Below are 23,923 nucleotides of genomic sequence, written 5' to 3' on the forward strand. Positions count from 1 at the left end.
GCACTGCTTCACCAAACTTTCAAGGGACTGGCTGAACGCACCTTGTACTGCTTCACCGATGCCGTCAACACATGGGAAGAAGCTGCCAGCAGCCTTACTCGCGCAGTTCCCCGCTCTTCGGATACACCTTCACCAGCACGATCTTCGGCCCCGACATCCGCTTGATGACCACATCAAAGGCGGGGAACTCGATCTTCTGGCCTTCCTTGGGCAGGTCGCCCAGTTTTTCCATGACCAGGCCGCCGACGGAATCGATGCTGTCGTCATACTCGATGTCGATGCCCAGCATGTGTTCCAGCGTCACGATGGGCAGGCTGCCCTTGCCCAGCAGGGTGCCGTCATCCTGGCGGCTCCATTCGCCGGTGTTGTGGCGGAATTCGTCGCGGATCTCACCGACCAGAAAACTCAGCATGTTGTCCAGCGTGATGAAACCCAGCGGCATCTGGCCCTTCTTGCCGATGATGGCGAAGTGCGGCGTACCGGTACGGAAGCGCCTCAGCAGGTCCAGCGCCGGCAAGGCCGGGGAGATGAACTGCACCGGACGCAGGTAATCCTTCAGGTTGCTGATGGCGCGGCCGTCCTGCTGCGCCAGGAACACATCCTTCAAATGCACCAGGCCCAGCACCTGCTGGCGCTCGGCGTCGAAATAGGGATAACGCGAATAGCGGTTGCGGTAAATGATGTCGAGATTTTCTTCCAGGGTCTTGTCATCGCCCAGGGCCACGATCTCGCTGGCCGGGCGCATGATGTCGGCCACATCCAGTTCGGCGAAGTTCAGGCTTTGTGCCAGCACATTCCATTCGTCGCGGGTGAACTTGCCACTCTTGCCGCTCTTGCTGCCGGCGCGCAGGATGAGCTTGAGTTCGTCCGAGGAATAATGCGCATCGTGACCATGATGGACACCCAGCCCGGCCACGCGCAGCAGCCAGTTGGAGCTGGCATTGAGCACCCAGATCAGCGGATACATGCCCCAGTAAAAGCCATACAGCGGCACGGCGCACCACAGGCCCAGCTTCTCGGGGCTGCGGATGGCCAGCGACTTGGGCGCCAGTTCACCGGCCACGATGTGCAGGAAGGAGATGACGAAGAAGGCGAACACGAAGGAGACGCCATGGATCAGCTCCTGACTGGTCACGCCGACCAGCGAGAAGAGCGGCTCCAGCAGGCGCGCGAAGGCGGGTTCACCGATCCAGCCCAGGCCCAGCGAGGCCAGGGTGATGCCCAGCTGGCAGGCGGAGAGGTAGGCATCGAGCTGATTGTGGACCACGGCCAGGATACGGCCGCGCATGCCTTGTGTTTTTGCGATGGCCCGGATGCGCGTTTGACGCAACTTGACCAGACTGAATTCTGCTGCAACGAAAAAACCGTTCAACGCAACCAGGAAGAAGGCTGCGACGATCAGTAATATGTTTTCCAACGAGGGTTCCTATCGGGGTTGTCAACGGGCCCGGACGCCTTGGGCGGGTCCGGACTGCGTAATTTAACACGGGTAGGGGCTGTTGCGGCTTTGCTGGCGTCGCTGTTGACCGTTCGTGCTCAGTAGCAGTGTAGCCGCGTATCGAAGCTTGCGCTGAGGCTGTCGCGTTCTAAGCCCCTGTCGAGCAATCGCCAGCGCGCCTTCGATACGGCCCGATGGGCCTACTCAGTCCGAACGGGCCCGGATGATTATTGGGAACAGTCTCAATACAGAATCGCCGTTCCTGAGTGACTCCGAAGCGGCGATTTATCTTTAATCGGTCGGTTACAGCGCATGCGCTCAACTCTACGATTGCGGAGCTTGAAATCAATTCAAGCCCCGCAACCCCATTGGTAGAATCAGACGGACTAGAGGTCAGCATAACGACTGGAGCTACTCCTAGTCACTGACATGGGGCGATTATATGCCGACAAAAAACTAAGCCAGGGAAAACACTTCCTTTAAAAACCCTCCAGCACAATCTTCCCCTTCGCCTTGCCCGACTCCAGCAAGGCATGCGCACGCCGCAGGTTCTCCGCGCTGATGCGTCCGTAATGCTCCCCGGTAGTAGTACGCAACACGCCCTCATCCAGCAGTTGCGACACCCGCTGCAGCAGCTCATGTTGACGGATCATGTCGGCGGTCTGGAACATCGAGCGGGTGAACATCAACTCCCAATGCAATGAAATGCTCTTGCGCTTGAGCGGCACCGCATCCAGCGTGGCGGGGTCATCGATCAGCGCGAGCTGGCCTTGCGGCGCGAGCACGTCGATGATCTGCGCATAGTGCTGGTCGGTGTGGGTCAGGCTGATGACGATATCGACCGTAGGGATGCCCAACTGCTCCAGCTGCGGCTTGAAGGGCTGGCTGTGGTCGATCACGTGGTGCGCGCCCAGCTCGCTCACCCACTGCGCGGTGTCCTTGCGCGAGGCGGTGCCGATCACGGTCAGTTGCGTGAGCTTGCGCGCCAGCTGGGTCAGGATCGATCCCACGCCACCGGCAGCCCCGATGAGGAGCAGGCGCCGTCCCTGCCCCGCTCCTTCGGCCACGCCCACGCGGTCGAACAGCAGTTCCCAGGCGGTGATGGCGGTCAGCGGGATGGCTGCGGCGTCAGCATGGCCAAGGCTGGCCGGCTTGCGGCCGACGATGCGTTCATCGACCACGTGCAATTCGCTGTTGGCGCCAGGACGGGTGATGTCGCCGGCATAGAAGACCTCATCGCCCGGCGCAAAGAGCGTGACCTTCGCACCGACCGCGCGCACCACGCCGCTGACGTCCCAGCCCAGCACGCGGGACTGGCTGGCGCTGGCGCGGATCTTGGTATCGACCGGATTGACGGAGATGGCCTTGACCTCCACCAGCAGGTCATGCTCGCCGGGGACGGGATCGGGCAAGGTGGTCGCGGACAGGGAAGCAGGGTCGCTGATGGCCTGGGCTTGCGGGTTGGTGATGATGGCTTGCATGGAAAATCCTCTTAGATGAACCTAAAAAATGGGCACCGGCTACGTACGCTGCTTCCAGCCTTTGCCATGACAGGGCGATATGAAGCAAAAAGCCGTTTCGCCCATATTAGGGACGAGGATGCCCGCCAACCAGCCTTGGCTGGCAGAAAGAGTTTCATCGTGGGGGCGAAAATGCAGCCTCGAAAGGGGTAAATATACGCACTGCGTATTTCATATTGAATATAAATCGCTTTGTGTATATTATTGACCCATGAACCTCCCTCAACAAGTCTTCCTGCGCGACGCAATGCGCATCCTCAACCTGACCCGGGAAAGCCTGTCCCAGCGCATCGGCTGCACCAAACGCGCGCTGGATACCTGGCTGCTGCCGGAGGAATCAGGAGAATTCCGCGCCATGCCCGAAATGGCCCGGCGCTTCATTTCCGAGATCCTGGCGGCCAGCGGCACCGGCGGATCGGCCGGCGCCCAGCCCACCCCGGCGGCCACGGCCATTCCCACGGCCTTTGGCCGTCTCAGCCACCTGCTCTCGGTGGACCAGTTCAGCCGCGACTCGGCCGAACGGCTCTTCATGCTGGCCGACGTCATGCAACCCATCGCCCGACGCCGCAAGGTGTCACGCGTTCTGGAGGGCGCAGTGCTGGCCAACCTGTTCTTCGAGGCCAGTACCCGCACCCGCTTAAGCTTTGCCTCGGCCTTCATGCGCCTGGGTGGCTCGGTGAGCGATACCACCGGATTCACCTATTCCTCCATGGCCAAGGGCGAGTCCATTGCCGATACCAGCCGCACTGTCAGCGGCTATGCCGACGTGATCGTGGTGCGTCACCCCGAGCAGGGATCGGTGGCGCAATTCGCTGCCGCCACCCATGTGCCGCTGATCAACGGCGGCGATGGCGCAGGCGAGCATCCTACGCAGGCCTTGATCGACCTCTATACGGTGCAGCGCGAATTCTCGCGGCTGGGCAAGCTGGTCGATGGCGCCCACATCGTCATCACCGGCGACCTCAAATACGGCCGCACCGCCCACTCGCTGATCAAGCTGCTGTCGCTGTACCGGAACATGCGTTTCACGCTGGTCTCGCCTCCCTCGCTGGAGATGCCGGCAGAAATCGTCGAACTCATCGCCGCACGCGGCCACATCGTCACGCCCACCGACTCGCTGGCCCATGCACTGCCCGACGCCGACGTCATCTACACCACGCGCATCCAGCGCGAACGACTCACCGGCGAGAAGATCGATGATTTCCTGGCGGCCTTCGAGATCAACAAAAAAGTCATCGACCAGCATTGCCGGGCGGACGTCATCGTGATGCATCCCCTGCCGCGCGACAGCCGGCCCGGTGCTCACGATCTGCATACCGACCTGGATGGCGATGCGCGCCTGGCGATCTTCCGGCAAACCGATAATGGCGTGCCGGTGCGCATGGCCATCTTTGCGACGCTGCTCGGGGTCGAGGGGCTGGTACAGCGCTCGCTGCGCGATGCCTTATGGGCGGTACCCGCCACGCTCGGGCCGAATGACTTTCCCGTCGAAGATATCGACCTCCCCACCGGGCGATAGCTTCCCCGGCGCTCAGGCAGCGCCGGCCAGATGCGGCTTGATGACCGCCGCCAGCTTGTCAAACGCCCGTGCGATCTCGTCATTGGGCACGCTCGCATACCCCAGCAGCAAGCCCCGCCGCGCCCCGCGTGCATGCATGTAGTAGCGCGACAGCGGGCGCACGATGATGCCTGCCGCCAGTGCTTCTTCGCAGATGAGCACGTCATCGCAGTCCTGCGGCAGGCCCAGCACCAGGTGCAATCCGGCCTCGCCGCCGGTGATGGTCATCTTCTCGCCGAAATGCCGGTTGATGGCCCGCTGCAGCAACTGCAGCCGCTCGGCATAGAGCACGCGCATCTTGCGGATGTGCGAGGCGAAGTGACCCTCGGCCATGAAGTCGGCCAGCGTGGCCTGCAGGAACACCTGGCCATTGCGATACAGCTCGGCAATGCCGGTGGAAAAGGCCTGGGCCAACGACTCCGGCACCACCAGAAAACCGATGCGCAATCCCGGAAACATGATCTTGCTGAAGGTGCCCATGTACAGCACCCGGTCCTGCGTATCCATGCCCTGCAGCGAGGCCAGCGGACGCCCGCCATAGCGGAATTCGCTGTCGTAGTCATCCTCGATGATCCAGACCTTGTGGGTGGCCGCATATTCCAGCAGCATGCGCCGCCGCGACAGGCTCATCACCATGCCCAGCGGATACTGATGCGATGGCGTGGTGCAGATGAAGCGCGGTGGCCGGCGCAGGTTGGCCAGGCGCATGCGCATGCCTTCCTGGTCCACTGCAATGGGCACCGACTGGATGCCCAGCGAATTGAGCACGCTGCGCGTCCCCCAGTAACACGGATCTTCCACCCAGGCGGTGTCGCCATGTTCGCCCAGCAGCTTGACCACGATGTCGATGGACTGGTGGATGCCGGTCGTGATGAGTACCTGCGAGGGCGTGCAATTGACCGAGCGTGCCACGCGCAAATATTCCGCGATCTGCTCGCGCAGGCCGGCATAGCCGGCACCGGGACCATAGGTCAGCAAATCCGAATTGGAACGGCGCCAGTGCTTGTTCTGCAAACGTCCCCAGATCTTGTGCGGTACGCAGGTCACGTCCGGCACGCCCGGCATGAAGGCACCCCACTGGCGTTCGCCCACGCCGGCCTGGCGCGTGAGCAGTGCGCCGCGCGCCGAGAGTTCGGACTTGCCGGAAGGGTCGGTCAGCGGCTCCTTGCGTTCCACCGCTTCGGGGATCTGGTCGGGCGCGGTGTCGGCCACGAAGGTCCCGGACCCGGTGCGGCTCTCCAGATAGCCTTCGGCCAGCAACTGTTCATACGCATAGGTCACCGTATTGCGCGAGGTGCCCAGCTCCAGCGCCAGGTCACGCGAGGAGGGCAACTGCATCCCGGCCGGCAGCGTGTGGGCCAGGATGGCCTCGCGGATCAACTGGTAAATCTGCCGGTTCACGGGCATGCGTTCATTACCGGACTTTACATTTTTGGCGGTCTTCGCTGCGCCGCTTTCGCGGCCGCTGGCGGCCTTGCCCTTGCCGGACGCGGACTTGGCGGGGGTGCGATTGATGCGCAGCAGCAGATAATCGGACAAGGAGGCGAGTTTCAAGTGGCACCATCAAATATTTGAAATTGGCTCTATATTACAGTGCCACTGCGGTTTTATATTGTTTCCCGATTCAGCAATTTCCTGCCCATTTCCGCGCCATCGGCGCCACTTAACGAAGCAAGATCGGAGCAAGCCATGACCAGCAAGGCCAACAACCAAGCGCTGCAACAGCGCAAGAACGCCGCCACCCCGCGCGGTGTGGGCGTGATGTGTGACTTCTACGCCGAACGGGCGTCCAATTCCGAGCTGTGGGATGTGGAAGGCCGCCGCTTCATCGACTTCGCCGCCGGCATCGCCGTGTTGAACACCGGCCACCGCCACCCCAAGCTGATCGACGCCATGCGCGCCCAGCTGGACAAGTTCACCCACACCGCCTACCAGATCGTGCCCTACGCCAGCTACGTGGAACTGGCCGAACGCATCAACGCGGTGACCCCGGGCAACTATCCCAAGAAGACCGCCTTCTTCTCCACCGGTGCCGAAGCCGTGGAAAACGCCATCAAGATCGCCCGCGCCCACACCGGCCGTCCGGGCGTGATCGCCTTCGGCGGCGCCTTCCACGGCCGGACCATGATGGGCATGGCGCTGACCGGCAAGGTCGCGCCCTACAAGCTGGGCTTCGGTCCCTTCCCCGGTGAAGTGTTCCATGCGCCCTACCCCAGCGCCTTGCACGGCATCAGCACCGAGCACGCACTGGATGCGGTGAAAGCGCTCTTCAAGAACGACATCGAAGCCAAGCGTGTGGCCGCCATCATCCTGGAGCCGGTGCAGGGCGAAGGCGGTTTCTATGCCGCCCCGGCCGACTTCATGCGCGGCCTGCGTGCCATCTGCGACGAGCACGGCATCCTGCTGATCGCCGATGAAGTGCAATCCGGCTATGGCCGTACCGGCAAATTGTTTGCGATGGAACATTACGATGTCCTGCCCGACCTGATTACCATGGCCAAGAGCCTGGCAGGCGGCATGCCGCTGTCGGCCGTCAACGGCCGCGCCGAGATCATGGATGCGCCCGCCCCCGGTGGCCTGGGTGGCACCTATGCCGGCAACCCGCTGGCCATCGCCTCGGCGCTGGCCGTGCTGGACGTGATGGAAGAAGAAAAACTGCCGGCCCGTGGCCAGCGTCTCGGCGACAAGCTGCAGGAACATCTGAACGAATGGCGTTCGGCCGTGCCGCAGATCGCCGAAGTGCGCGGCGTGGGCGCGATGGTGGCCGTGGAGTTCGCCGATCCGGCCACCGGCAAGCCCGATGCCGAGTACACCAAGAAGGTCCAGCAGCATGCATTGAACAACGGCCTGCTGCTGCTGACCTGCGGCAGCTACGGCAACGTGATCCGCTTCTTGTTCCCGCTGACGATTCCCGATACCGTCATGGATGAAGCGCTGGGCATTCTGGCCAAGGCGATCAAGCTGGCCTGAGTCTTGCATTGCAAGGCAGCTTTCAGCACAGGGTAGACGGGCCGGACCATGTATCCGGCCCTGCGTATAAGAGAGGATCGATGATGGCAGCTTATGCAATGAAGCAAGCGGCACCCGCACAGGCGACGGCAGCCGGCAGCAGCAGCGACGTGCTGGTGCAGTTCTGTGGCGTGAAGAAAACCTACGACGGCGAAAACCTGATCGTCAAGAATCTGGATCTGGACATTCGCCGTGGTGAATTCCTGACCCTGCTGGGCCCCTCCGGCTCCGGCAAGACCACCTGCCTGATGATGCTGGCCGGTTTCGAATTCCCCACCGGTGGCGAGATCCGCCTCGATGGCCAGTTGCTCAATCGCGTACCGCCGCACAAGCGGAACATCGGCATGGTGTTCCAGAACTATGCGCTGTTCCCGCACATGACCATTGCGCAGAACGTGGCCTATCCGCTGTCGGTGCGCAAGATGGACCGTGCCACCCGCGAAGCCAAGGTCAAGCAGGCGCTGGACATGGTGCAGATGGGTAAATTCGGCGACCGCTATCCGACCCAGCTCTCCGGTGGCCAGCAGCAGCGCGTGGCGCTGGCACGCACGCTGGTCTTCGATCCTCAGCTGGTGCTGATGGACGAACCGCTGGGCGCACTGGACAAGCAACTGCGCGAACACATGCAGCTCGAACTGAAGGCGCTGCACAAGAGACTGGGCGTGACCTTCGTCTACGTCACCCACGACCAGAGCGAAGCGCTCACCATGTCGGACCGCGTGGCGGTGTTCGACCAGGGCGTCATCCAGCAACTGGCCCCCGTGACCGAGCTGTACGAATATCCCGACAATCAATTCGTCGCCAACTTCATCGGCGACAACAACCGCTTCAAGGGCAATGTGGAATCGGTGCAGGGCGAACACTGTACGGTGCGCCTGGCCGATGGCACGGTGGTCACCGGACTGAACGTGCATCGCGCCCATGCCGGACAAACCATCACGGCCTGCGTGCGTCCGGAACGCATCCGCCTGGCTGCGGGTGGCAGCGCCGAACCCAACAGCATTCGCGCCAGCATCGCCGGCCTGATCTATTTTGGGGATCACGTGCGCGTGCGCTGCACGGTGACGGGGCAGGAAGACTGCTTCGTCAAGCTCTCGCTGTCCGACCCGGCACTGGCCGGTTTGAGCGAAGGCAGCAGCGTGGTGCTGCATGTGGCGCAGGATCGTCTGCGCTGCTTCCTCTGAAGCTGACATAAGCTCCCGTTTACTTAGTTTTTCAGCTTTTGTTTTTTGCTGTACCTGGTGCTTTGCAGTCCCCGGCGCCATGCGTGAGGCAGCATCAGATTGCCGCTCGGCGCGTCGGTTTTTTTACTTAGTTCAATACAGTCAACACGCACGTTAACCAACGAGGAACAACAATGAAACGCCTGTCACCCGCCCTGCTGTCCCCGCTCGCTTTGGGCCTGCTGTTTTCCGGCGCAGCTTCTGCCGCTGAACTGACCCTGGTCAACTTCGGTGGTGCCAATGGCAACGCACAGAAGGTCGCCTACGTGGAGCCCTTCCAGAAGAGCACCGGCACCAAGGTCGTGACGGCCGAATTCAACGGCGAACTGGCCAAGGTCAAGGCCATGGTCGAGGCCAAGAAGGTCAGCTGGGACGTGGTGGAAATCGATGGCGGCGACCTGACCCGCGCCTGTGACGATGGCCTGATCGAAAAACTGGATCTGGCCAAGACCATCAAGAAGGATGACTACATCCCCGAAGCCACCGTCAGCGAATGCGGCATGGGCGCCTTCGTCTGGTCCACCGTGCTGGCCTACAACGCCGACAAGCTCAAGACCGCACCGAAGGGCTGGGCCGATTTCTGGGATACCAAGAAATTCCCCGGCAAGCGCGGCATGAAGAAGAGCGCCCAGTACAACCTGGAGTTCGCCCTGATGGCCGACGGCGTGCCGACCAAGGACGTCTACAAGGTGCTGGCCACCAAGGAAGGCGTGGATCGCGCCTTCAAGAAGCTGGACCAGTTGAAGCCCAACATCCAGTGGTGGGATGCAGGCGCCCTGCCGGCGCAGTTCCTGGCCTCGGGTGACGTGGTGATGGCCAACGCCTACAACGGCCGCATCGACGCCGCCCAGCGCGAAGGCAAGAACCTCAAGGTGGTGTGGGCCGGCAGCGTCTACACCCTGGATTACTGGGTGATCCCGAAGGGTTCGCCGAACAAGGCCCTGGCCGAGAAGTTCATCAGCTTTGCCAGCCAGCCGGAAAACCAGAAGGTCTATGCCAACAACATCGCCTACGGCCCCGTCAACAAGGGTGCGTTGAAGCTGCTGGATGCCAAGACCCTGGCCGACCTGCCGACCTCCCCGGGCAATGCCAAGGATGCGGTGCAATTGAGCCTGCAGTTCTGGACTGACCACGGTGAAGAGCTGGAACAACGCTTCGCGGCCTGGATTGCGAAGTAAGCCTGCACGCCGTACCGACAGCGATCCCGCCCCGACCGGCGGGATCGCTGCCTTGAACTCCGCTGCCACCGGACACCCGAGACATGACCACCATCGCCACCCGCTCCGCCGCCATGCCCCTGGCCGAACCTGATCCGCAGCAACTCAAGCGCGACCTGCGCGCCGCCCAGACCCGCAAGCGCCTCGGTGCGCTGGCCCTGATCGCACCGCTGGCGATCTTCCTGCTGCTGACCTTCGTGGCGCCCATCGTGGCCCTCCTGCAGCGCGCCATCGAAAATCCCGAAGTCGCCACCACCCTGCCGCAGACCGTGGCCGTGCTGGCCAAATGGGATCGCAAGTCGGCCCTGCCCGACCAGGCCTATTCGGCCCTGGCAGAAGACCTGGCCCGCGCCAAGGAAGACACCACCGCCGGCAACCTGGCACGGCGTCTGAACATCGAGATGTCCGGCTCGCGCTCGCTGGTGATGGGCACCGCACGCGCCATGCCGCTGCGCGATGCCGAGGGCAAACCCTTGAGCCCAGCTGCCGCACGCGAAGCCATCATCGCCCTCAATGCGCAATGGGGCCAGCCGGACGTGTGGCGCGTGATCGCCCAGAATGGCTCGGTCTACTCCCCCTATTACCTGCTGGCTTCGCTGGACCTGCGCCAGAACGTCTTCGGCGACATCGAAGCCGCACCACCTGAATCCTCGATCTACCGCACCATCTTCGGCCGCACGCTGTGGATGAGCGCGGTGGTCACCTTCTTCACGCTGCTGTTGGCCTATCCGCTGGCCTACTGGCTCTCCACCATGCCGGAGCGCCGCGCCAACCTGCTGATGATCCTGGTACTCATTCCCTTCTGGACCTCGATCCTGGTGCGCGTGGCGGCCTGGATCGTGCTGCTGCAGTCCGAAGGGCTGGTCAACAAGGCGCTGATGCTGGCAGGTCTCACACAATCGCCGCTGGAGCTGGTCTTCAACCGTGTCGGCGTGTATATCTCGATGACCCACATCCTGCTGCCCTTCATGATCCTGCCGCTCTACAGCGTCATGAAATCGGTGCCGCCAACTTACCTGAAAGCCGCCGTCTCGCTGGGCAGCCATCCCTTCGCCGCGTTCTGGCGCGTGTACGTGCCGCAGACCTATCCGGGTGTGGGCGCGGGCGTGCTGCTGGTCTTCATCATGGCCGGTGGCTACTACATCACCCCGGCGCTGCTGGGTGGTCCGAACGAACAGATGGTGAGCTACTTCATCGCCTACTTCATCAATACCACCATCAACTGGGGCATGGCCTGCGCGCTGGGTGCCCTGCTGCTGGCGGCGACCCTGGTGCTGTACGGCGTCTATCGCCGCTTCGCCAAGGTCGACGTGGGCATCAGCTGATGCCATTGAAGAATCCAAGGAATACGCCATGAACAAACCGCCACTCTTTCCGCCCTACACCTCGCTGGTCGAACGCGCCTGGTTCTTTGCTTCGCGCGGCTTCAATTTGCTGGTGCTGCTGTTCCTGGTCTCGCCGATCCTGGTGATGATCCCGCTGTCGTTCTCTGACAGCAGTTTCCTGATGTATCCCATCAAGGGCTTCTCGCTGCGCTGGTACGAGAACCTGTTCAGCTCGGACGACTGGATCCGCGCCGCACAGAACAGCTTCATCGTCGCCCCCGCCGCGACCGTCATTGCCACCGTGCTGGGCACGCTGGCTGCGGTCGGTCTGAACAAGGCCGATTTCCGTGGCAAGGGCATCCTGATGGCGATCCTGATCTCGCCCATGATCGTGCCGGTGGTCGTGGTGGGCGTGGGCGTGTACCTGTTCTTTGCGCGCATCGGGCTCTCGGACAGCTATCTCGGCCTGATCCTGGCGCACGCCGCGCTGGGTGCGCCCTTCGTCGTCACCACCGTGCTGGCCACACTGCAGGGCTTCAACCACAACCTGGTGCGCGCCAGCCTCAGCCTGGGCGCGAGCCCCTTGCGCACCTTCTTCCGGATCACCTTGCCGGTGATCGCGCCGGGGCTGATCTCGGGTGCGCTGTTCGCGTTTGCAACTTCTTTCGATGAAGTCGTTCTGACCTTGTTCGTGGCCGGGCCCGAGCAAGCCACCTTGCCGCGCCAGATGTTTGCCGGCATCAAGGACAACATCAGCCCGACCATCGCCGCCCTGGCGACGATCCTGATTCTCTTTTCGACCTGCCTGCTGCTGGCCCTGGAATGGCTGCGCGGGCGCAACAAGGCCGCAGCGCGCTTCTGAGCCCTGCGCCCTCTTTCACGGAGAACCGACATGCTGCAACAACTCAAAGATCCTTCCCTGCTGCGCCAGCAGGCCTATCTCAACGGCCAGTGGTGCGACGCCGACCAGGGCGGCAAGCTTGAGGTCCACAACCCCGCCAATGGCACCCTGCTGGGCAGCGTGCCCATGATGGGCGCAGCCGAAACGCGCCGCGCCATTGAGGCTGCCAACGCCGCCTGGCCCGCCTGGAAGAAGAAGACCGCAAAGGAACGCAGCGCGATCCTGCGCCGCTGGTACGAGCTGATGCTGGCCAACGCCGACGACCTGGCCCTGATCATGACCGCCGAGCAGGGCAAGCCGCTGGCCGAGGCCAAGGGCGAGATCGGCTATGCCGCTTCCTTCATCGAGTGGTTCGCCGAAGAAGGCAAGCGCACCTATGGCGATACCATTCCCTCGCCTTCGCCCACCAACCGCATCGTGGTCATCAAGGAAGCCATCGGTGTGTGCGCCGCCATCACGCCGTGGAATTTCCCGGCTGCAATGATTACCCGCAAGGCAGGCCCGGCGTTGGCCGCAGGTTGTCCGATGGTCTTGAAGCCGGCCGAAGCCACGCCCTTCTCGGCCCTGGCCCTGGCCGTGCTGGCCGAGCGTGCGGGCGTGCCGGCGGGCATCTTCAGCGTGGTTACCGGCAGCGCCAAGGACATCGGTGGCGAGATGACCTCCAACCCCATCGTGCGCAAGATCAGCTTCACCGGTTCCACGGGCGTGGGCAAGCTGCTGATGCAGCAGAGCGCATCGAGCATCAAGAAACTCTCGCTGGAGCTGGGCGGCAACGCGCCCTTCATCGTCTTTGACGATGCCGATCTGGATGCCGCGGTCGAGGGTGCCATCGCTTCCAAGTACCGCAATGCCGGCCAGACCTGCGTGTGCGCCAACCGCATCTACGTGCAGGAGGGCGTGTATGACGCCTTCGCGGCCAAGCTGGTGGAGGCGGTCAAGAAACTGAAGGTTGGCGACGGCATGGAAAACGGCGTGACCCAAGGCCCGCTGATCAACGAGCAAGCCGTCAAGAAGGTCGAGCAGCACATCGCCGATGCCGTCGGCAAGGGTGCCCGTGTGCTGCTGGGCGGCAAGCGCCATGCGCTGGGCCACAGCTTCTTCGAACCCACCGTGCTGGCGGACGTGACCCCGGCCATGCAAGTGGCGCGCGAAGAAACCTTTGGCCCGATGGCGCCGCTGTTCCGCTTCAAGACCGATGAAGAAGCCTTGGCCCTGGCCAACGATACCGAATTCGGCCTGGCCAGCTATTTCTATTCACGCGACATCGGCCGCATCTGGCGCGTGGCAGAAGGATTGGAGTCCGGCATGGTGGGGATCAATACCGGGCTCATCTCCAATGAGGTCGCGCCGTTTGGTGGCGTGAAGCAGTCGGGATTGGGGCGGGAAGGATCGCACTACGGCATCGACGATTATCTGGTTGTGAAGTATTTGTGTATGGGCGGGATCTGATGGCCTGAAACGCAGCAATCATCGGCATCAAGACGCCGCGCCGCTGTTCTGACAGCCGCGCGGCGTTTTCGTTGGCGGCAGACATAAGAAATCCGAATGTAAAGAATTCAAAAAGCTAATTTTTCTTATGAGCGCAGCAGCCGTATAACTTCAGTTCCCCCTCACCTCGACAACCCCTCGGGAGACTGAATCATGCACACCGCAGCATCTCGTCACCAGCCCGTACGCGCCTCTCTGGCGGCCTTCATCGGCACCATGATCGAATGGTACGACTTCTACATCTATGCCACGGCCTCGGCCCTGGTGTTCGGTAAATTGTTCTTTCCCACCACCAGCGGCTTCTACGGCACGCTGGCGTCCTTCGGCACCTTCGCCGTGGGCTTCCTGGCGCGGCCGCTGGGCGGTGCTGTGTTCGGCTATATCGGCGACCGCGCAGGCCGCAAGAAATCGCTGGTCATCACGCTCCTGATGATGGGCACGGTCACGGTCCTCATCGGACTGCTGCCGACCTATGCCAGCATCGGCATCTGGGCACCCATCGCCCTGGTCGCCCTGCGCTTCATCCAGGGCATCGCGGTGGGCGGGGAATGGGGCGGTGCCGTGCTCATGGCCAGTGAGCATTCGCCGGACCAGAGCCGCCGTACCTTCCTGGCCTCCTTCGCACAACTGGGCAGTCCGGCCGGGCTGATCCTGGCCACGCTCATGTTCAAGCTGGTCAGCAGCCTCGACAACGCTGCCTTCCTCGACTGGGGCTGGCGCATTCCCTTCCTGATGAGCGCGCTGCTGCTGGCAGTCGGTTTTGCGATCCGGCTCTCGGTGCAGGAGTCGCCCGATTTCCTGGACGAACAGCGGCGCCGCGCCAGTGCACCCGCACCCGCAGCGGCCAGAGCGGAAAGCGCCCCTCTGGCCGAGGTGCTGCGCGGCGCACCCGGCCTGCTGATGCTGGCCATCGGTGCCAACGTGCTGGGCATCGCCGGCTTCTACTTTACCAATACCTTCATGTTGGTCTACACCACGCAATACCTGCATCTGGAGCGGGCCCTGGTATTGAACGGCTTGCTGCTGGTGTCGGTGATGCAATTCTTCATCACGCCTGTAGCCGCCCATCTGGCGCGGCTGTCGGGCAATCACCGTTTCCTGGTGACGATGGCGGCGCTCTCGGTCGTCTCGCCCTATGCCATGTTTTCGCTGCTCGATCTCGGTTCGCTGGCCAGCGTCACGGCCGGGGTCGCCATCGCCATCCTCTTCATCGGTGCGTATTACGCGGTCATCGCCGGCTTCGTCAGCGAAGCCTTCCCGACACGTATACGCTATACCGGCATCTCCATGGCCTACCAGGTCTCGGGGGCCATCTTCGGCGGCCTCACGCCCCTTCTGGGCACAGTCCTGGCCGAACAGTTCCGGGGCCAGTGGTGGCCGCTGGCACTGCTGTTCTCATGCATCTCGCTGCTGTCGATGCTGTGCGTGGCACGGCTGGGGCGGGAGCGCGCCATGTCCATGTCTCATCATCTGCACATACAGGAGAGCTGATGAAAACTTTTTACCATCCCGCACAAAAGCTGCACCACCCCCAGAGCTACTTCTCGCGCGGCAAGATGCGCATACCGCAGGAAGTGCCGGAACGGCTGGACGAACTGGCCGCCCAGGCCACGCATCTTGGCTTTGCGGTGCAGGCGCCACCGGATGCGGGAGCGGCCGCCATCAGCGCCGTACACGCGCTGGACTACCTGCAATTTCTGCAGGAGGCGCATGCGCAGTGGATGGCCTTGCCTGATGACTGGGGCCAGGAAGTGGTCTCCAACGTCTTCGTGCGCGAACCCAATCCGCTGCGCGGCGTGCTGGCCAAGGCGGCACGCTACCTGGCCGATGGCAGCTGTCCGGTCGGACCGCATACCTGGCAGTCGGCTTACTGGTCGGCGCAGTGCGCCATGGCCGGGGCGCAGGCGCTGCTGGAGGGCGAACGGCGCGCCTATGCGCTGTGCCGCCCGCCCGGCCACCATGCGCGGCGCGATGCGGCTGGCGGGTTCTGCTACCTGAACAATGCCGCCATCGCCGCCCAGATGCTCAGTGAAAAGCATCGCCGCGTCCTGATCCTCGATACCGACATGCATCACGGCCAGGGCATCCAGGAAATCTTTTACGCACGGCGTGACGTGATGTACATCTCCATCCATGGCGACCCGGAGAATTTCTATCCCGCAGTGGCGGGCTTCGAAGAGGAGCGCGGCAGCGGCGAGGGCCTGGGCTACAACCTCAATCTGCCCATGCCGCACGGCTCGCCCGAAGCGGTGTTCTTCGCGCGGCTGGCGCAGGCTTGCCGCGCCATTGCACTGTATCAGCCGGAGGTACTGGTGCTCGCGCTGGGCTTCGACATCTTCGAGAAAGATCCCCAGGCCGTGGTGGGGGTGAGCAGCGCCGGGTTCGAACGGCTGGGGCGCGAGGTCGGCGCATTGGGATTGCCCACGCTGGTGGTGCAGGAAGGCGGTTACTATCTGGCCGGATTGCAGGATAACGCGGCGCGCTTCTTTGCCGGACTGGAGTCCGTTTGAATCCTTCCGATCTTCCTTCGCCGAGCCCCTCATGCGCCACGATCCCGCCAGCCTGCGCCCGCCCCTGCCCGCGTTCTCCTCCGAGCGCATGGACTGGAATCTGTTGCGGACCTTCATGTTCGTGGTGCAGGAGCGCGGCGTGGGCCGCGCCGCCAGCACACTCTGCCTGAGCCAGCCGGCGGTCAGCCAGGCACTGCGGCGGCTGGAAGACAATCTCGGCGGCGTGCTGCTGCACCGGCGCCATGGCGAATTCCGACTGACCCCGTTGGGCGAGGAAATCTATGCCGTGGCGCGCGAGATGTATGGCATGGTGGCGCGCATCGAAGTCGCTGCCGGCCATGCTGGCGAGGATGTGGCGGGCACGCTGCGCCTGCTGCTGATGAGCCGGGTGCAGAGTGCGGCGTATGACGATTTCCTGGCGCGATTCCATCGCCGCTATCCGCGCGTGGAATTCCGCATCGATGTCATGCAGAGCGCCGCCATTCTCGACACCCTGGCCAAGGGCAGCAGCGGACTGGGCTTGTGTCTGTGCCGCAAGCCGGTGGAGAAACTGGAACGGCGGCTGTTCCTGCGACATCGCTACGTGCTGGTGTGCGGACGGCATCATCCGCTGTTTGCCCAACGCAGTGTCAGCATGGCCGAACTGCTGGTACAGAATTTCGTCTGCTTTGCCAGCGACCAGTTGGGCGATACGCTTTCACCGCTGACGGTCTTCCGGGATCAGCAGGGCTTCACCGGCCATATCGCTGCCACCTCGCCGCACGTGGAAGAGATCCGCCGCCTGGTGATCGCCGGGGTCGGCCTGAGTTTCCTGCCCGAGCACCTGGCCGGACCGGATGTGGCCGATGGCCAGTTGAAGGTGCTGCCGCTGGGCGGGCCGGTGGCCGAGATCGACGTCTTCCTGACCTGGCATGGAAGGCGCAAGCTGTCTGCGCCGGAACAGGCATTTCTGTCGTCCTTCGAGCGCTTCATCCAGCGGGTGCCGCTGGAGGTGAGGACGGCTTGAATGTACGGTAAATGTACTTGGTTCAGGCCAGCGTTTTCATTTGCCCATTTGCAAGAATCTGGCCGGACTTAAAGAGCAAAATCGCTCTTTTATACTCAATTCCGTCACTTGCCTCCTTAATGAAGCAATTTTGCTCTTTTATCTTGAAAATTCCAGAAAATTAGAAATAATAGAGCAATATCGCATCGTTAGGAGTCGGCATGAAAATAAGCTCGCCACGAGAATTAGGCGCGGTATTACGCGCCGTCAGGGTAGGACTCAATGTCCCGCTGGCTGATCTGGCTGAAACACTGCATACCTCCCAAACCCTGCTGCGGCGGCAAGAGCAAGGTCAGTCGACGGTGGCAGTTGAAAAGCTGTTTTCGGCGATGCGCGAACTGGGCATTGAACTGCATCTCTCGCTGCCGTCTGCCGTCGATGAACAGAGTATCGCTGCGTCAGGCCAGGATACCAAGCGCAGGCGGGCACGCCCATGAAGCGCCAGCTCGATGTCTACATCGACGAGCGCCTGGTGGGTCAGCTCTTCGAGAACACCGGCGTATGGTCCTTCCAGTATGCCCACGACTGGATCAGGACGGGACACGAACTCTCGCCGGGGCTTCCTCTGAGCATGCACCCGCACGAAGACGGCGGTTCGATCCGCCCGGTGCAATGGTTCTTCGATAACCTCCTGCCGGAAGAAAGCGCCAGGCTGGAATTGATGGCATTCATGAGGCAGGGCGCAACGCAAGCGGTTGATGCCTGGACCATGCTGGAACACTTCGGTGCCGAATCTGCCGGTGCGATCACCTTGCTGCCCCCAGGGGCGACGCTGCCGCCCGCGAGATTACTCCCGTTGTCGGACGCCGAGCTGGAGGCACGTATTCGTGCCATGCCACGCCAACCGCTCTCGGCGAGCGCGCCCAAGAAGATGTCACTAGCCGGCGCCCAGCAAAAGATGGCGGTCGTGCTGCGGGAAGGACAACTTTTCGAACCTACCGGCAGTCTGGCATCGACACACATCCTCAAGCCCGATGTATTGAGTGCGCACTATCCTTGCAGCGCGGTCAATGAATGGTTCTCGGCCAGACTGGCGCAGGCGATGGGATTGCCGGTACCGAAGGTCGAACTGCGTTATGTACCCTCGCCGGTCTATATCGTCGAGCGCTTTGATCGCAAGCCGGGAGAAGATCGCGTACAACGTCTGCACACGCTGGATGCAGCGCAGCTATTGTCACTTTCGGCTGCCGCCAAATATGCGCACTCCGGTGCCAAGGCACTACTGGACATTCTTGAAAAATGCCGTACGCCCGCTCCGGCCCGTACCGCATTGTTCCGCTGGACGCTATTCAACATCCTGATCGGCAACAGCGATGCGCATCTCAAGAATCTCTCGCTCTATGCGAGTGCAGATGGCTACGAACTGGCACCGCATTACGACCTCTTGAGCGTGGGCGCCTGGGCGCGCCCGGAGCTGCTTGGACCAGGTGAAGCAGCTTGGCCGGACATTCCCATGTCTTTCCCCATTGATCAAGCACGCCATTACAGCGAACTCACTGCAGCGCACTTGCAGGCGTTCGCGCGAGAACTGGGCATGGGCAACAACGGCTTTCAACGGGAAGTCTCACGCATGACCGATGGCATCGAAGCCGCTTCGCTTGCACTGCAGGAGGAATTCGCTGCGCGCAAAGACGTTCCGGCGCATCGCCGGGCCTCGCAATTGCGCATGCTTGGCTGCATTCATCATCTGGCCATCAAGACCATGGTCAGGCAACTCCGGGACGTCCCTGCCGCGCAGTAGCCGATTTTTCGTCGGCAGGAACCATGCGCTTTACGCGCCGTTTACATATTCCACCGAAAATACAACCCGATTTTTACGCGCCCAATCCTACATTGAGGTCTCTTCCACTACGGACCGGCTCGCGCCCGTCCCCCTTGTATGAGACCGATCGCCATCCTCCAGCATGAGTGTACGCAGGGCCCCGGCGTCCTGCTGGAACATCTGGAACAGCATGCCCTGCCCTATCGCCTGTACCTCCCCGCCGAAGAAGGCGATGCCCCCCGCGATGCCGGCCAGTTCTCCGGCATCATCTCGCTGGGCAGCGACCACAGCGTCAATGAAGACCTGCATTGGATCCGCGCCGAACACGCTCTCCTGCAAAATGCCCTGGCCCGTAACGTCCCCGTGCTGGGCCACTGCTTCGGTGCGCAGTTGCTGGCCCGTGCCATGGGCGCGCAGGTCAGCCGCAACCTCTGCCCCAACATCGGCTGGAGTCCGGTCTGGGTCACCCCGCCCGCACAGCAACGCATGGGCCTGGCACGCCAGGTGACACTGTTCAACTGGCATTACGACACCTTCGAAATCCCCACAGGCGCGGTGCGCACCATGTATGGCAGCCATTGCCTGAACAAGGGATTCATGCGCGGCCGGCAGTGGGGTTTCCAGGGGCATCTGGAAGTGACCGAAGAGAGCGTACGCAACTGGTGCACCGCCGGCAGCAACGAACTGCTGCGCGCCCATGGCCCGGCCGCGCAAAGCCGGGCACAGATCCTCGACCATCTGCCCGAACGCATCGCCGACCTGCGCGCTATCGCCGAGCAGGCCTACGGCGCCTGGACCCGCCAGCTGGACCGGCCCCTGCGCGTATCGGTACGCGCGCCCTCGTGCTACGGCTGAGGCCAATGACCCTCAGTCAAATGCGGGATGTGCACGCAAGCGGCTGACGGCCAGGTCGATGAAGGCGCGCACCTTGGCCGGTGAGCGCCGCCCTTCCGGGTAGAGCACGTGGATGGGCAGGGACGGTTCCTCGAACTCTCTCATCACCCGCTGCAGCCGCCCTGCCTGCAGATCCGCCGCCACCTGGTAGGCCAGCACGCGCGTCAATCCCCAGCCCTGGCGGGCGGTAGCGATGGCGGCTTCGTTGGTATTGGTTTGCAGGGCCGCTTCGACCAGCACGCGCTGACCATCGGCAAAGCGCCATTCGGGCGAGGCCCAGGCGCTGGTGGAGGTGACGATGCGATGCCGCTTGAGATCGGCGGGGGAATCCGGCACGCCATGCCGACGCAGGTACTCGGGTGCGGCGCAGATCACCCGGCGTACCGAACCGACCTGGATGGCCGTGAATCCGGAATCGGGCAGATGCCCGATGCGCACAGCCACGTCCATGCCTTCCTCGACGATGTTGACGGGACGGTCGATGAAGAAAGTGCGCGCCCGCATGCCCGGATAGAGATCGAGGTATTCGGTGACGATGGGCAGCACGTGCAACTGCCCGAACAGCAAGGCCGCCGTCACCGACAGCGTACCCGAGGGCTGGTCGTAATGACCGGCAGCGGCCGCTTCGGCTTCGGCGATCTCAGCGAGGATGCGGCGGCAGTCTTCCAGATAGCGGACGCCGGCCTCGGTGGGCTTGACCGAACGCGTAGTACGCACCAAGAGGCGCGCGCCGACCAGTTCTTCCAACCCGGCCACGGTGCGCGTCACCGCCGGCGCACTCAACTGCATCTGCCGCGCAGCCTTGGCGAAACTGGCGGTCTCGGCAACTTGCACGAAGATTCGCATTGCCAGCCATCGGTCCATGAACCTGCCCCTTCCTGCGTGTGAACGAGTGAAGCATTATGCATTCATCGGCGCAGGCATGAACAAAGCGGGCTTACGACGCGGCGCGCGGCCACTGGCCGGTCGCCAGCACATAGGGCGACCAGCCTTGTTCCTGGAATCGCCAGCGCAAGGCCAGCGCAGCACGGCGGCGTACGATGCGCTGCGGGCGGAAAGTCCACAGGCGCTCGGCCCCCTCGAAGGCGGCCGTCTCGGACGCATCGAGGATGACTTCTGCCCGCCCGGTCATCTGCAGTACGTCCCCTGTGGCATAGTCAACGAACAGCAACCCCGCACGGCCATTGAGGACCATGTTGCCCAGCGTGGAAAAGAACAGGTTGCCGTTGAAGTCCGGCACGGTCAACACACCCTCGGCATCCACCCGCACGAAGCCGGTTTTGCCGCCACGATGGGAGACATCGACCTGGCGCCGCGCCTCCACATCGGCATAAGTGGCCACGAAAAAGGCATCGGCCTGGCCGATCAGGGCGCGGGCCGGGGTGTCCAGAGCGGCCAGGAATTCGGTCTGTCCGGTTTGCAGCTCGGCAGGCTCACGCGCAAAGGAATAGTCGCGCAACTGGATATAGCGCGGGCAATTGCCGAAGCTCTGCTCCACCTGTACCCGCCAGCCGTCCGCCAATGGTGTCAGCACGCCATTCATGCGGTTGCGCCGGCGCGTATGCATCTCGATGCCCAGCAGACCGGCCGCTGCACCCGCCGCCATGCCGGCAGCCGCCGGATCGTCTGGCGCGGCGTGGGCGCGCATGTCGAGCAGCGTCGGTGAAGGTGAGGCCAGAAAGCCGGGACGGCCTTCGAGGAAGGTCGCCCACGCATCCCCCGAAGGATCGACGCTGCCCAGCACGATGAACGGCAACTGGCCGTAGAAATCGCGGTGCTGCTCGGGCATGAAGTCGCGTATCACGCGCTGCCCGATGACCTGCATCTTGTCGGCCACGCCGAGTTGCGCTTGCAGCTGCTTCTCGCCGGCATGCCAGGTCGATAGCTTGGGGGATGTGCTCATGACGGACCTCTCGAAAAGAAGATGCAAGGAAGCCGCGCGCAGGCGGCGTCCGGACAATCACGCCTGCGCGGCCCTCAGACCAGCCGCCGTCCTGGGGAATGGCACGAAACCAGGCAAGGCCTCCACCTGGCTCAACAAGCGCAGCACCTCCGGATAGGCTCCCAGATCGACATTGCCCTCGGGCGCGCCGACGAGATAGCTGTAGACCGCTACGTCGGCGATGGTGGGATGACGGGCCGCCAGCCACGGGCGGCCCGTCAGATGCTGCTCCATGCGGCCCAGCAGCAGGTGAGCGCGCTGGATCACTTCCTGCGGATTCAAGCGCGCGCCGAACACCGTGATCAGCCTTGCGGCGGCCGGGCCATAGGCGATTTCACCGGCCGCCACCGACAGCCAGCGCTGCACGGCGGCCGCGCCTTGGGGATCTTCCGGCAGCCAGTCGCTGCGGCCGGCTTTCTTGGCCAGGTAGACCAGGATGGCATTGGAGTCGGCAATCACCACGTCACCGTCTTCCAGCACCGGCACCTGCCCGAAGGGATTGAGGGCGAGGAAGGCCGGCTGCTTGTGCGCGCCGGCAGCCAGGTCGACCTCGATCAGCTGGGCCTGCAGGCCCAGCAGCGAGGCAAACAGGACGGCGCGATGGGCGTGGCCGGAGAGAGGGAAATGATGGATCTTCATGCGGTGGCTCCTGGTGGGTTGGCTCGGCCAGGAAGTGTTCCTGAACCGTGAGGCCAGTGTGAAGCCAGGCGCGGATGAAGAGAATCCGCGCCGTGGGCACTTCTTTATTGCACGGGGAGGAATAATGCAGAGAGGAAACGACTTCCGGTTCAATACCGGAAGCCGTGCAGGGGCATCTGCTCAGAAGTGCGCATTGCCCGCCATCGGGGCAGCGCCGCCACGCGGACCATAGCGCAGCGTCAGCAACGTACCCAGGCTGATGGCCACCACCGCGAAGATCGGACCGCCCAGCGCGCCCACGTGGTCCACCAGCACGCCGCCGCCGATGGCACCGCTGGCGATGGCGACTTGGAACGCCGCCACCAGCAGGCCGCCCGCGCCTTCCGCATGGTCCGGCGCGGCGCGCACGATCCAGGTCTGGAAACCCACCGGGAAGGCACCGAAGGCAAAGCCCCACAGCGTGATGGCCACGGCCGCCACCACCGGCGAACTGCCTGCCGCCCACAGCGACGCGGCCAGCAAGGCGATGAGCGCGCCGCCGCTGACGATGGCGTAGCGTTCGCTGCGCTCGGCAATGAAGCCGCCGGCAAAGTTGCCGAAAAAGCCACCCACGCCATAGCCCAGCAACACGGCGGAGATGGTCGTCACCGACAGATGGGTGATCTGCTCCATCAGCGGACGGATGTAGGTGAAGCCGGCAAAATGCCCCGACACCACCAGCAGCACCGCCAGCAGCGCCACCCTCACGTCCTTGCGGCCCAGCAGTTCGGCCAACACCTTGAGGCTGGGATGATCCTTGGGCGGCAGGCGCGGGATGGCGACCCACTGGATCACCATGGCCACCAGGCTGACCACGCCAGCGGCCACGAAGGCACTGCGCCAGCCCCACAGATTGCCCATGTACGCGCCAATGGGCGCAGCGCACACGGTAGCCACGGACACCCCGGTGAGGATCAACGACATGGCCCGCGCAAACAGGTGGTCCGGCACCAGGCGCATGGCCAGCGCCGCCGCCATCGACCAGAAGCCGCCCAGCGCCACGCCCAGCATCACCCGGGCCAGCAGCAGGACCGGCAGGCTGGGCGCAAGCACGGCCAGCACGTTCGATATGAGCAACAGCAAGGTGAGCATCAGCACCACGCGCTTGCGGTCGATGTTGCGGGTCAGCAGCGGAATGCTGGGGGCGGCCACGGCGCCGACGATGGCCGTAGCCGTGACGGCCTGGCCGGCGGCCCCATCGGAGACGTGCAGATCGGTGGCGATGGCCGTGAGCAGGCTGGCTGGCAGGAATTCAGCGGTGACCAGGCTGAACACGCCCAGCGCCAGGCTGGCAATGCCGCTCCAGTTGGCGGGCACGTCCGGGGCTGCCGGGTGGGCAGGGGCGGATGCGCTGGCCGGGGCCGCCGTCTCGGTCAGCGGGGCCTCGATGATGCCGGGAGTGGACATGGGAAA

General features: G+C 63.3%; 20 protein-coding genes. 13 read left to right on the forward strand and 7 right to left on the reverse strand.

The genetic code is table 11. The annotated features are described in order from the left end of the window. Positions 1–94: 94 nt before the first annotated feature. Entirely contained in the window at positions 95–1,417 is a 1,323-nt protein-coding gene (locus ACVC5H_RS20675; protein WP_489619607.1) for a hemolysin family protein, read from the reverse strand. 500 nt (positions 1,418–1,917) lie between these two features. Next, positions 1,918–2,919 carry a zinc-binding alcohol dehydrogenase family protein gene (locus tag ACVC5H_RS20680; RefSeq protein WP_489619608.1) on the reverse strand — a complete coding sequence of 334 codons (1,002 nt, stop codon included), beginning with the start codon at positions 2,917–2,919 and terminating at the stop codon, positions 1,918–1,920. Positions 2,920–3,169: 250 nt separating this feature from the next. On the opposite strand from ACVC5H_RS20680, the gene ACVC5H_RS20685 reads away from it, so the two are divergent. After that, the gene (locus tag ACVC5H_RS20685; RefSeq protein ID WP_489619609.1) at positions 3,170–4,477 is read left to right on the forward strand and encodes an aspartate carbamoyltransferase; all 1,308 of its coding nucleotides are present in this window, start codon (positions 3,170–3,172) and stop codon (positions 4,475–4,477) included. Positions 4,478–4,489: 12 nt separating this feature from the next. Here ACVC5H_RS20685 and pdxR read toward each other — a convergent pair whose 3' ends face one another. Continuing rightward, on the reverse strand, positions 4,490–6,070 hold the full coding sequence (gene pdxR / locus ACVC5H_RS20690; RefSeq protein WP_489619610.1) for a MocR-like pyridoxine biosynthesis transcription factor PdxR: 1,581 nt from the start codon (positions 6,068–6,070) through the stop codon (positions 4,490–4,492). Positions 6,071–6,205: 135 nt separating this feature from the next. On the opposite strand from pdxR, the gene ACVC5H_RS20695 reads away from it, so the two are divergent. The 12 genes from ACVC5H_RS20695 to ACVC5H_RS20750 all read left to right on the forward strand — a co-directional run bounded on the left by ACVC5H_RS20695 (position 6,206) and on the right by ACVC5H_RS20750 (position 19,851). Continuing rightward, positions 6,206–7,486 carry a 4-aminobutyrate--2-oxoglutarate transaminase gene (locus tag ACVC5H_RS20695; RefSeq protein WP_489619611.1) on the forward strand — a complete coding sequence of 427 codons (1,281 nt, stop codon included), beginning with the start codon at positions 6,206–6,208 and terminating at the stop codon, positions 7,484–7,486. Positions 7,487–7,566: 80 nt separating this feature from the next. Continuing rightward, the gene (locus ACVC5H_RS20700) at positions 7,567–8,709 is read left to right on the forward strand and encodes an ABC transporter ATP-binding protein (protein ID WP_489619612.1); all 1,143 of its coding nucleotides are present in this window, start codon (positions 7,567–7,569) and stop codon (positions 8,707–8,709) included. 173 nt (positions 8,710–8,882) lie between these two features. After that, positions 8,883–9,926, forward strand: a complete 1,044-nt coding sequence (locus ACVC5H_RS20705) for an ABC transporter substrate-binding protein (protein ID WP_489619613.1) — start codon at positions 8,883–8,885, stop codon at positions 9,924–9,926. A gap of 83 nt (positions 9,927–10,009) precedes the next feature. Continuing rightward, positions 10,010–11,290, forward strand: coding sequence for an ABC transporter permease (locus ACVC5H_RS20710; protein WP_489619614.1), 1,281 nt, complete (start codon positions 10,010–10,012; stop codon positions 11,288–11,290). 28 nt (positions 11,291–11,318) lie between these two features. After that, entirely contained in the window at positions 11,319–12,152 is an 834-nt protein-coding gene (locus tag ACVC5H_RS20715) for an ABC transporter permease (protein ID WP_489619615.1), read from the forward strand. A 30-nt stretch (positions 12,153–12,182) separates the two neighbouring features. Then, positions 12,183–13,640, forward strand: coding sequence for an NADP-dependent succinate-semialdehyde dehydrogenase (gabD, locus tag ACVC5H_RS20720; protein ID WP_489619616.1), 1,458 nt, complete (start codon positions 12,183–12,185; stop codon positions 13,638–13,640). 192 nt (positions 13,641–13,832) lie between these two features. Then, positions 13,833–15,170 (forward strand): MFS transporter, encoded by a 1,338-nt coding sequence (locus tag ACVC5H_RS20725; protein ID WP_489619617.1) that lies wholly within the window; start codon positions 13,833–13,835, stop codon positions 15,168–15,170. Beyond that, complete coding sequence (locus tag ACVC5H_RS20730) at positions 15,170–16,189, forward strand: histone deacetylase family protein (protein WP_489619618.1); 1,020 nt, start codon at positions 15,170–15,172, stop codon at positions 16,187–16,189. Before ACVC5H_RS20725 ends, ACVC5H_RS20730 begins: the two co-directional genes overlap by 1 nt. Before the next feature lie 31 nt (positions 16,190–16,220). Continuing rightward, the gene (locus tag ACVC5H_RS20735; RefSeq protein WP_489619619.1) at positions 16,221–17,195 is read left to right on the forward strand and encodes a LysR family transcriptional regulator; all 975 of its coding nucleotides are present in this window, start codon (positions 16,221–16,223) and stop codon (positions 17,193–17,195) included. A 200-nt stretch (positions 17,196–17,395) separates the two neighbouring features. Continuing rightward, complete coding sequence (locus ACVC5H_RS20740) at positions 17,396–17,671, forward strand: hypothetical protein (RefSeq protein ID WP_489619620.1); 276 nt, start codon at positions 17,396–17,398, stop codon at positions 17,669–17,671. Continuing rightward, on the forward strand, positions 17,668–18,975 hold the full coding sequence (locus ACVC5H_RS20745) for a HipA domain-containing protein (RefSeq protein ID WP_489619621.1): 1,308 nt from the start codon (positions 17,668–17,670) through the stop codon (positions 18,973–18,975). Before ACVC5H_RS20740 ends, ACVC5H_RS20745 begins: the two co-directional genes overlap by 4 nt. Before the next feature lie 138 nt (positions 18,976–19,113). Continuing rightward, positions 19,114–19,851, forward strand: coding sequence for a type 1 glutamine amidotransferase (locus ACVC5H_RS20750; RefSeq protein WP_489619622.1), 738 nt, complete (start codon positions 19,114–19,116; stop codon positions 19,849–19,851). 12 nt (positions 19,852–19,863) lie between these two features. On the opposite strand, the gene ACVC5H_RS20755 is transcribed toward ACVC5H_RS20750, so the two are convergent. The 4 genes from ACVC5H_RS20755 to ACVC5H_RS20770 form a co-directional block, all read right to left on the reverse strand. Continuing rightward, a complete protein-coding gene (locus ACVC5H_RS20755) occupies positions 19,864–20,754 on the reverse strand; it encodes a LysR family transcriptional regulator (RefSeq protein ID WP_489619623.1) in 891 nt (296 codons plus the stop codon). A 73-nt stretch (positions 20,755–20,827) separates the two neighbouring features. Continuing rightward, positions 20,828–21,793 carry a flavin-nucleotide-binding protein gene (locus tag ACVC5H_RS20760; RefSeq protein WP_489619624.1) on the reverse strand — a complete coding sequence of 322 codons (966 nt, stop codon included), beginning with the start codon at positions 21,791–21,793 and terminating at the stop codon, positions 20,828–20,830. A gap of 57 nt (positions 21,794–21,850) precedes the next feature. Then, entirely contained in the window at positions 21,851–22,471 is a 621-nt protein-coding gene (locus ACVC5H_RS20765; RefSeq protein WP_489619625.1) for a glutathione S-transferase family protein, read from the reverse strand. 180 nt (positions 22,472–22,651) lie between these two features. Then, a complete protein-coding gene (locus tag ACVC5H_RS20770) occupies positions 22,652–23,917 on the reverse strand; it encodes an MFS transporter (RefSeq protein ID WP_489619626.1) in 1,266 nt (421 codons plus the stop codon). Positions 23,918–23,923: the final 6 nt, after the last annotated feature.

The sequence above is a fragment of the Herbaspirillum sp. Her3 genome (assembly GCF_057961275.1).

Bases quoted from the DNA above. Each gene is read 5' to 3' on its own strand.
- ACVC5H_RS20685 (WP_489619609.1), top strand. From the start codon at position 3,170: ATGAACCTCCCTCAACAAGTCTTCCTGCGCGACGCAATGCGCATCCTC.
- ACVC5H_RS20750 (WP_489619622.1), top strand. From the start codon at position 19,114: ATGAGACCGATCGCCATCCTCCAGCATGAGTGTACGCAGGGCCCCGGC.
- ACVC5H_RS20745 (WP_489619621.1), top strand. From the start codon at position 17,668: ATGAAGCGCCAGCTCGATGTCTACATCGACGAGCGCCTGGTGGGTCAG.
- ACVC5H_RS20760 (WP_489619624.1), bottom strand. From the start codon at position 21,793: ATGAGCACATCCCCCAAGCTATCGACCTGGCATGCCGGCGAGAAGCAG.
- ACVC5H_RS20725 (WP_489619617.1), top strand. From the start codon at position 13,833: ATGCACACCGCAGCATCTCGTCACCAGCCCGTACGCGCCTCTCTGGCG.
- ACVC5H_RS20705 (WP_489619613.1), top strand. From the start codon at position 8,883: ATGAAACGCCTGTCACCCGCCCTGCTGTCCCCGCTCGCTTTGGGCCTG.
- ACVC5H_RS20730 (WP_489619618.1), top strand. From the start codon at position 15,170: ATGAAAACTTTTTACCATCCCGCACAAAAGCTGCACCACCCCCAGAGC.
- ACVC5H_RS20680 (WP_489619608.1), bottom strand. From the start codon at position 2,919: ATGCAAGCCATCATCACCAACCCGCAAGCCCAGGCCATCAGCGACCCT.
- ACVC5H_RS20695 (WP_489619611.1), top strand. From the start codon at position 6,206: ATGACCAGCAAGGCCAACAACCAAGCGCTGCAACAGCGCAAGAACGCC.
- gabD (WP_489619616.1), top strand. From the start codon at position 12,183: ATGCTGCAACAACTCAAAGATCCTTCCCTGCTGCGCCAGCAGGCCTAT.
- ACVC5H_RS20770 (WP_489619626.1), bottom strand. From the start codon at position 23,917: ATGTCCACTCCCGGCATCATCGAGGCCCCGCTGACCGAGACGGCGGCC.
- ACVC5H_RS20740 (WP_489619620.1), top strand. From the start codon at position 17,396: ATGAAAATAAGCTCGCCACGAGAATTAGGCGCGGTATTACGCGCCGTC.
- ACVC5H_RS20755 (WP_489619623.1), bottom strand. From the start codon at position 20,754: ATGGACCGATGGCTGGCAATGCGAATCTTCGTGCAAGTTGCCGAGACC.
- ACVC5H_RS20765 (WP_489619625.1), bottom strand. From the start codon at position 22,471: ATGAAGATCCATCATTTCCCTCTCTCCGGCCACGCCCATCGCGCCGTC.
- ACVC5H_RS20700 (WP_489619612.1), top strand. From the start codon at position 7,567: ATGATGGCAGCTTATGCAATGAAGCAAGCGGCACCCGCACAGGCGACG.
- ACVC5H_RS20735 (WP_489619619.1), top strand. From the start codon at position 16,221: ATGCGCCACGATCCCGCCAGCCTGCGCCCGCCCCTGCCCGCGTTCTCC.
- ACVC5H_RS20715 (WP_489619615.1), top strand. From the start codon at position 11,319: ATGAACAAACCGCCACTCTTTCCGCCCTACACCTCGCTGGTCGAACGC.
- ACVC5H_RS20710 (WP_489619614.1), top strand. From the start codon at position 10,010: ATGACCACCATCGCCACCCGCTCCGCCGCCATGCCCCTGGCCGAACCT.